This is a genomic window from Streptomyces sp. CBMA156 (assembly GCF_014596515.1).
Lineage (GTDB): Bacteria > Actinomycetota > Actinomycetes > Streptomycetales > Streptomycetaceae > Kitasatospora.
Genome location: NZ_MSJQ01000011.1, coordinates 1 through 6,984, shown reverse-complemented (window position 1 = coordinate 6,984; position 6,984 = coordinate 1). Strand labels below are relative to the sequence as shown.

Below are 6,984 nucleotides of genomic sequence, written 5' to 3'. Positions count from 1 at the left end.
ACGGGGCCTGTGCGCCGCGCGGCCGGGCCTGTGCGGGCAGCCGGCCGGGGACCGGACCGGTCTGCGACCGGCGTGTGATGGTCGGTCTGCCGTCGCGGCTCCCCGGCGAGCTCGTCGCGGCGGGCGCGGGCCGGCGGATGCTCCTGTACGCCATGCACGGTGTGGCCGGCCGGCCTTCGGCGTCCGGGAGGACGGGCGTCTCATCCGCTCGCCGAGTCCCTCCCCGGGCGGCGGGATCGTCGAGGACACCGGCGATCCGCTTCCCTTCGAGGTCCCCTGCCGGGCCGGGGAACGGCCGGCCGGTGTCATCGCGTGGCCGGGCGAGGACGTCAGGCCCTGCCCGCTGCCCTTCCACCCGCCGGCCATGGGCGAGGACGCGCTGCGCGCGCTCTGCGGGTCCGTCATGGAGGGCCGCCCGGAGCCCGGTGACGTCGATGCTTACGCCATCGCGCTCCACGGCTTCCTCGTACGGGACCGGACGCTCCCGGTCCCGCGGTGACGGAGGCGGCGCTCAGGGCGGCGGTGGCGGGCCATGGGACCCGCCGCGCAGCTGCGTGCCGGGTCCCGGCGGCACGTCGGCCGGGCGGGATGCCGGGTAGCCGCGGGCGCCACCTCGGCGGGGCCCAAGGACTGCGCGTCGGTCCCGCCGGATCCGGCGGGAAGCCCGTCCGGCCCGCTACCCGGCTCTCCCGCACCAAAGGGGGCGGTCCGCCTCGGGATTCGCGCGTTCGGTCACACCGGCGGCCGGGCCGGGGAGCCTCCGGGTGCCGGCCGCAGTGCCACGTCCCGGTACGGGGTCTGGCAGTGGCCGCTCGGACCGGCCCTGCCGGCCGGCGGCGTGAGGCGGGGCCAGGGGTGGCCGGCCAGGTCGGAGGCCGCCGCCCGCAGGAGCTCCAGCACGGTACAGCCCGGATAGTCCGGGAAACGTGTGTAGTCGAGACGGTGGTAGCAGCTCCAGTAGCTGACCACCCGCCTCTGGGTACGGGCGAAGAAGGAGGGATTGTCCACGATGAACCGGCCGTAGGCGGCGCGGAGGGCGGTGCCCGGCGTATCCAGGTCGCCGAGTGCTTCCCGGATGACCACCAGGATCTCCACCACGTACTCGCCGGCCAGCTGCACGACGTACGGGACGACCCAAGGCTGCGCGGAGCCGACGACGCATTCCAGGTGACGCCGGCGGATCCTCCCGTCATGGTGCCTGGTGTACAGGCAGTGCAGGATCGTCAGCTGTCGTGGCGAGAGGGATTCCAGCGCATCGGCCGACGGTTCGTCGTTGTACAGCCGAGTGGGGATCGCGAGGAGCCGGCCCTGCACGTCGACCGGGAACGGGGCCGCCGGCTTCAGCCGTGATGTCCCCATGGCCGCCAGGACCACCCGGACATCGTCCGCGAGCGGGCCGGGGAACGCCATGGCCAGGTGGTCACTGTCGTCGGGAGGCTGGGACACGGCTCTGAGCCTATGCCTGTGACGCGGCGCAGTTCAGAGGCAGGCACGCCCGCGGCGGCACTCGCCGCCGGACGGCAGGCAGGACGGCGGGCGGGGGTTCACCGGGGCGGGGCGTAGCCGCGGGTGCGCACGACGTCGTGGGTGAGGTCGGCGAAGGCGTGGGCGGCGGCGCTGCGGTAGGCGTCGGTGCGGTGCAGGAGGGCGGCGGTGCGGGTGGGCAGGGGAGGATCGAGGGGGACGGGGACCAGCTGGGGGTGGTCGTCGGCGATGGGCTCGGGCAGGACGGTGACCAGACCGGTACGCCGGACGATCTCGGTCAGGGCCTGGATGGAGTCGGCCTCCACCGTGATGCGCGGCGCGGCCCGGTGCCGGGCGAAGTAGGCGTCGATGTGGCCGCGAGTGGCGAAGCCCCCTGTCAGCAGGGCGAGTTGCTCACCCTCCAGAGCATGCACCGGCAGCGGGCTGGGCAGCTCCCGGGCACGCGCGGCGGCGGCGACGAGGCTGAGGGACTCGGTGAACAGTGCGGTCGCCGTGACACCGGGCGGGTGGGGGCCGGCGAACGCGATGCCGAGATCGAGGCCGTCGGCGAGCAGAGCCGCCTCGAGACGGTCCTGCGGCATCTCGGCCACCGTGAGGCTCACCCCCGGGTGACGGGCGTGGAACCCGGCGGCGAGCGGACCGACCAGGTAGGCGGTGAACGTCGGCGTCACCCCCAGACGCAGGTGACCGCGGGAGAGGTCCTGCACATCGTGGACCGCACGCTCACCGGCGGCCAGGTCACGCAGCGCACGCCGCGCATGACCGGTGTAGACCGCGCCGGCATCGGTGAGCCGCACGCTGCGCCCGGTACGGTCCAGCAGCTGCACGCCCAGCGTCCTCTCCAGCTGCCGGATCTGCTGGGAGAGCGTGGGCTGCGAGACGTGCAGCTCCTCGGCGGCGCGGGTGAAGCTGCCGTGCTCGGCCACGGCGAGCAGATACCGCAGGTGACGCAGTTCCGGAGAGGCCATCCACCCACTATAGACAACACCAATGGCTTACATCCCCTACAACTCTTGGACACTATAGATACAGGTCATGCATGGTGGATCTCACCGGCCCACCAGGACCGGCCACCACCCGAAGGGGAGTGACCATGCAGGACCTCACCGACGGCGTCGCCCGTTTCCAGCGGGACGTCTTCCCGGCCAAGGCGGACCTCTTCGCCCGCCTCGCCACCCACCACACCCCCGGCACCCTGTTCATCGGCTGCTCGGACGCCCGCGTCGTCCCCGAACTGATCACCGGCACCGAACCCGGCGACCTGTTCGTCATCCGCACCGCCGGCAACCTCGTCCCCGCCCACAGCCCCGAGCCCGACGCCATCGCCGCCTCCGTCGAGTACGCCGTCACCGCCCTGAACGTCAAGGACGTCATCGTCTGCGGCCACTCCGCCTGCGGCGCCATGACCGCCCTCGCCCACGGCCACGACCTCACCGACGCCCCCGCCGTCGCCTCCTGGCTGCGCCACGCGCACGCCTCGGTGGCCCGCACCGCCGCCGCCGGCGACGTCCCGGCCCTGGTGCGCCACAACGTCGCGGCCCAGCTGGCGAACCTGGCCACCCACCCCTCGGTCGCCCGCGCCCTCGGACAGGGCCGGCTCGCCCTGCACGGCTGGGTCTACGACATCCCCACCGGCCGCGTCGAGGACGTCACCGCCGGCCGCGCCACCGACCTGACCGCCGGCACCGCCCTCGCGGCCTGACCCCCCCCCCCCGCAGCCACACCCCCACCCCCCGCAGCCACCCCCCCCCCCGCAGCAACTCCATCCCGACCCGTCCCACCCCGACCCACTCCCCGGGCCGCCCCGCCTCCCCTTTCCGCGGAGCGGCCACCCCATCGCCGAAAGGACACGACCGATCATGGTGCAGGCACAGTTCAACCGGAGCGCCCGCGAGGCCCTGGCCGACAGGGCCGTCGAGGCCAAGACCCGCAAGAACCTCTCCTGGAAGCAGATCGCCGAGGCCTCCGGCCTCTCCGTCGCGTTCACCACCGCCGCCGTCCTCGGCCAGCACCCGCTGCCGGAGGAGTCCGCCAAGGCCGTCGCCGCACTCCTGGGCCTCGACGACGACGCGGCGCTGCTGCTGCAGACCATCCCGCTGCGCGGCTCGATGCCCGACCGCATCCCGACCGACCCGACGATGTACCGCTTCTACGAGATGCTCCAGGTCTACGGCACCACCCTCAAGGCCCTGGTCCACGAGGAGTTCGGCGACGGCATCATCTCCGCCATCAACTTCAGGCTCGACGTCAGGAAGGTCGCCGACCCCGACGGCGGCGAGCGCGCCGTCATCACCCTCGACGGCAAGTACCTCCCCACCAAGCCATTCTGACAGATCATCACCTGACGGGGGGCGGGCCCGGGACGACCCGCCCGCCCCCCGCTTCCCCTTCCCCGTCCCCGCTCCATCCCCGTCCCTCTTCCCCGGAGGCCCCCTCATGGACTTCGCCCAGCGCACCATCGACATCGCCCGCCGCAACGTCGCCGAGGGCGGGCGCCCGTTCGCCACCGTCATCGTCAAGGACGGCAGGATCCTCGCGGAGAGCCCCAACAGGGTCGCCCAGACCGACGACCCCACCGCCCACGCCGAGATCCTCGCCATCCGCGACGCCTGCACCAGGCTCGGCACCGAGCACCTCACCGGCGCCACCGTCTACGTCCTCGCCCACCCCTGCCCCATGTGCCTGGGCGCCCTCTACTACTGCTCCCCGGACGAGGTCGTCTTCCTCACCACCCGCGACGCCTACGAACCGCACTACGTCGACGACCGCAGGTACTTCGAACTCGACACCTTCTACGGCGAGTTCGCCAAGCCCTGGCAGGAACGCCGGATGCCGATGCGCCACGAGGAACACGACGCCGCCGTCGGGGTCTACCGCCTCTGGCAGGAACGCAACGGCGGCGAACGCCGCGTCGCCGGCGCCCCCACCGCCGCCTGACCCCAAGACCGCGGACACCTGCCGGGTACGGCCCCGCGGTTCACCACCCCTGGGCGAAAGGCCGGGACGGCCTCGATTCCGGCCCCGTCGTCGGGCCCCGTCGTCCGGCCCCCGCCTGGTAGGCAAGTCCCGGCTTGCCTATGGTGGGGAGGTGACCGACGATGGAGTGTGGAAGGCGCTGGCGGACCCCACCCGCCGGCTGATCCTGGACGAGCTGGCCGGGCGTGGCGGCCAGTCGCTGTTCGAGATCCGCGTGCGGCTGACCACCCGGCACGCGCTCGGCCTCTCCCGGCAGGCGGTCAGCCAGCACCTGGCGGTGCTGGAGGCGGCCGGCCTGGTGCGGGTGCGGCGCGAGGGCCGCTACAAGTTCCACGACCTGGACACCGAACCGCTTGAGCGCATCACCGCCCGCTGGCTCAGGCCCGAACCACCCGAGGACGCCCCGTGAGGATCAACCTGGCCAGTGTCTTCGTCGACGACCAGGACAAGGCCCTGCGCTTCTACACCGACGTGCTGGGATTCGTGAAGAAGACCGAGGTCCCGCTCGGCGGCCACAGCTGGCTGACCGTGGTCTCACCCGACCAGCCCGACGGCACCGAACTGGTCCTGGAACCCGACCGGCACCCCGCCGCCAAGGCCTACGTCGCGGCGCTGGCCGCCGACGGCATCCCCGCCACCTCCTTCGCCGTGGACGACGTGCACGCCGAGTACGAGCGGCTGCGCGCCCTGGGCGTGCGCTTCACCCAGGCGCCGCTCGCCCTGGGGCCGGTGACCACCGCCGTCCTGGACGACACCTGCGGCAACCTCATCCAGATCGCCCAGTACCACTGACCCCCGGCCCCCCGACCCCCCGGCCCCGGCCTCCGCCGGGCGTCGGGGCGTCGGGGCGTCGGGGGTCCGGGCGGGGGAGGGGCGGCGGGGCCGCCTTGACACCCAAGGTCGTATCCAGAATATTAGATACGTCCCGACGGGCCGGACGGCGGAAGGAGAGTGCGCGCGGTGGACCCGCTGGCCGTGCACAAGGCGCTCGCCAACCCGGCGCGCGCGGACTTCCTGCGCTGGCTCAAGACACCCGAGCTCTACTTCGACGAGCCCTACTACCGTGAGCGCGGCGTCGGCTTCCACATCGGCGTGTGCGTCACCGACATCCGCGAGCGCTCAGGGCTCGCCCAGTCGGTGGTCTCCGGCTACCTCCAGATCCTGCGCGAGGCGGGACTGCTGGTGTCCGAACGCGTCGGCAAGTGGACCTTCTACCGGCGCAACGAGGAGACCATCGCCGCCTTCGCCGCGTACGCACGCGACGAACTCTGACCCCCTCCACGCACCACCCCTGCCCTGCGGGGGCGCCCGGCCGGCGCCCCCTTTTTCTTCCCCCTAACGCATCCAACTATCTAGATTTGTGTATCCACTGGAGGTCGTCCGTGCCCCGCACCGCCCCCGCCCGCAACGCCCTGGCCGTACCGGTCCTGGCCCTGGGCGTGTTCGGCATCATCACCACCGAGATGGGCGTCGTCGGCGTCCTGCCCTCCCTGGCCGAACGCCTCGACGTCAGCACCGGCACCGCCGGAACCCTGGTGGGCGCCTTCGCCCTCACCGTCGCCGCCACCGGCCCCGCCGGCGTCCTGCTCGCCTCCCGGCTGCGCCGAAAGACCGTCCTGGCCACGGCACTTGCCGTCTTCGCCGTCGCCAACGCCGTCTACGCGCTCAGCGACTCCTTCCCGCTGGTCCTCGCCTTCCGGATCCTGCCCGCCCTGTTCCACCCCGTCTTCTTCGCCCTCGCCCTCACCGCCGCCACCCGCCTGGCCCCGCCCGGCCGGGAAGCCCGCGCCGCCACCACCGTCTTCGCCGGCGTCAGCGCCGGCTTCGCGTTCGGCGTCCCGCTCACCTCCTACGTCGCCGACCACCTCACGGTCCCCGCCGCGTTCTGGACCGCCGCCGCCGTCAACCTCGCCGCCTGCGCCGGCCTCCTCGCCTTCTTCCCCGACCTGCCCGAGACCGGCCGGCCCACCTACGCCGGACAACTCGGCATCCTGCGCCAGGGCCGGCTGTGGCTGGCCGTGGCCGCCGTCACCCTCCTGTTCGCCGCCATGTTCAGCGGCTACGGCTACATCGCCGAGTACCTGGAGAACGTCACCGGCCTCGACGCCTCCCTCACCGGCCCCGCCCTGATGGCCTTCGGCGTCGTCATGACCGCCGGCAACCTCGTCTTCGGCCGCCTGCTGGAACGCGGCCTGGTACGCACCGTCACCGCCTACCCGGTCCTCTACCTCGCCCTCTACCTCCTCCTCGACGCCGTCGGCCCCCACACCGCCCCCATGCTCGCCGCCGTCCTCGTGTGGGGCGCCGTCCACTCCGGCGGCCTGGCCGTCGCCCAGGCCTGGCTCGCCCGCGACGCCACCGACGCCCCCGAGTTCGGCAACAGCCTCTTCATCTCCTTCTCCAACCTCGGCATCACCCTCGGCACCACCCTCGGCGGCGCCATCGTCACCACCGCGGGCCCCCGCCACCTGCCCCTGGCCGGCGCCGCCCTCGCCGCGGCCGCCCTGGCCGCCGTCCTCCTGC

The 6,984-nt window shown here is 73.2% G+C and carries 9 protein-coding genes and 1 pseudogene; 8 read left to right on the top strand and 2 right to left on the bottom strand.

Going from position 1 to position 6,984, the window contains the following annotated elements; genetic code table 11:
- Positions 1-499 (top strand): annotated as a pseudogene (locus tag BU198_RS44155) (DUF6928 family protein); the annotation flags it as partial.
- Positions 500-732: 233 nt separating this feature from the next.
- Here BU198_RS44155 and BU198_RS00730 read toward each other — a convergent pair.
- Both BU198_RS00730 and cynR read right to left on the bottom strand, forming a co-directional pair.
- The gene (locus BU198_RS00730; RefSeq protein WP_317619895.1) at positions 733-1,446 is read right to left on the bottom strand and encodes a hypothetical protein; all 714 of its coding nucleotides are present in this window, start codon (positions 1,444-1,446) and stop codon (positions 733-735) included.
- Positions 1,447-1,544: 98 nt separating this feature from the next.
- Positions 1,545-2,453: a transcriptional regulator CynR gene (gene cynR / locus BU198_RS00725; protein ID WP_188294829.1), complete on the bottom strand. Its 909-nt coding sequence runs from the start codon at positions 2,451-2,453 to the stop codon at positions 1,545-1,547.
- 125 nt (positions 2,454-2,578) lie between these two features.
- Between cynR and BU198_RS00720 the strand changes: the two genes are divergently transcribed.
- The 7 genes from BU198_RS00720 to BU198_RS00690 form a co-directional block, all read left to right on the top strand.
- Positions 2,579-3,187, top strand: a complete 609-nt coding sequence (locus tag BU198_RS00720; protein WP_188294828.1) for a carbonic anhydrase — start codon at positions 2,579-2,581, stop codon at positions 3,185-3,187.
- 157 nt (positions 3,188-3,344) lie between these two features.
- Positions 3,345-3,815, top strand: coding sequence for a cyanase (gene cynS, locus BU198_RS00715; protein ID WP_188294827.1), 471 nt, complete (start codon positions 3,345-3,347; stop codon positions 3,813-3,815).
- 106 nt (positions 3,816-3,921) lie between these two features.
- Positions 3,922-4,422: a nucleoside deaminase gene (locus BU198_RS00710; protein WP_188294826.1), complete on the top strand. Its 501-nt coding sequence runs from the start codon at positions 3,922-3,924 to the stop codon at positions 4,420-4,422.
- A 151-nt stretch (positions 4,423-4,573) separates the two neighbouring features.
- Positions 4,574-4,870, top strand: coding sequence for an ArsR/SmtB family transcription factor (locus tag BU198_RS00705; RefSeq protein WP_188294825.1), 297 nt, complete (start codon positions 4,574-4,576; stop codon positions 4,868-4,870).
- Positions 4,867-5,253, top strand: coding sequence for a VOC family protein (locus BU198_RS00700; RefSeq protein WP_188294824.1), 387 nt, complete (start codon positions 4,867-4,869; stop codon positions 5,251-5,253). Before BU198_RS00705 ends, BU198_RS00700 begins: the two co-directional genes overlap by 4 nt.
- Before the next feature lie 168 nt (positions 5,254-5,421).
- Positions 5,422-5,733 (top strand): ArsR/SmtB family transcription factor, encoded by a 312-nt coding sequence (locus BU198_RS00695; protein WP_188294823.1) that lies wholly within the window; start codon positions 5,422-5,424, stop codon positions 5,731-5,733.
- Between the two features lie 110 nt (positions 5,734-5,843).
- On the top strand, positions 5,844-6,984 hold a 1,141-nt coding region (locus tag BU198_RS00690), incomplete at its 3' end, for an MFS transporter (protein WP_317619894.1).

Coding starts and splice junctions, on each gene's coding strand:
- BU198_RS00710 (WP_188294826.1), top strand. CDS start 3,922: ATGGACTTCGCCCAGCGCACCATCGACATCGCCCGCCGCAACGTCGCC.
- cynS (WP_188294827.1), top strand. CDS start 3,345: ATGGTGCAGGCACAGTTCAACCGGAGCGCCCGCGAGGCCCTGGCCGAC.
- cynR (WP_188294829.1), bottom strand. CDS start 2,453: ATGGCCTCTCCGGAACTGCGTCACCTGCGGTATCTGCTCGCCGTGGCC.
- BU198_RS00720 (WP_188294828.1), top strand. CDS start 2,579: ATGCAGGACCTCACCGACGGCGTCGCCCGTTTCCAGCGGGACGTCTTC.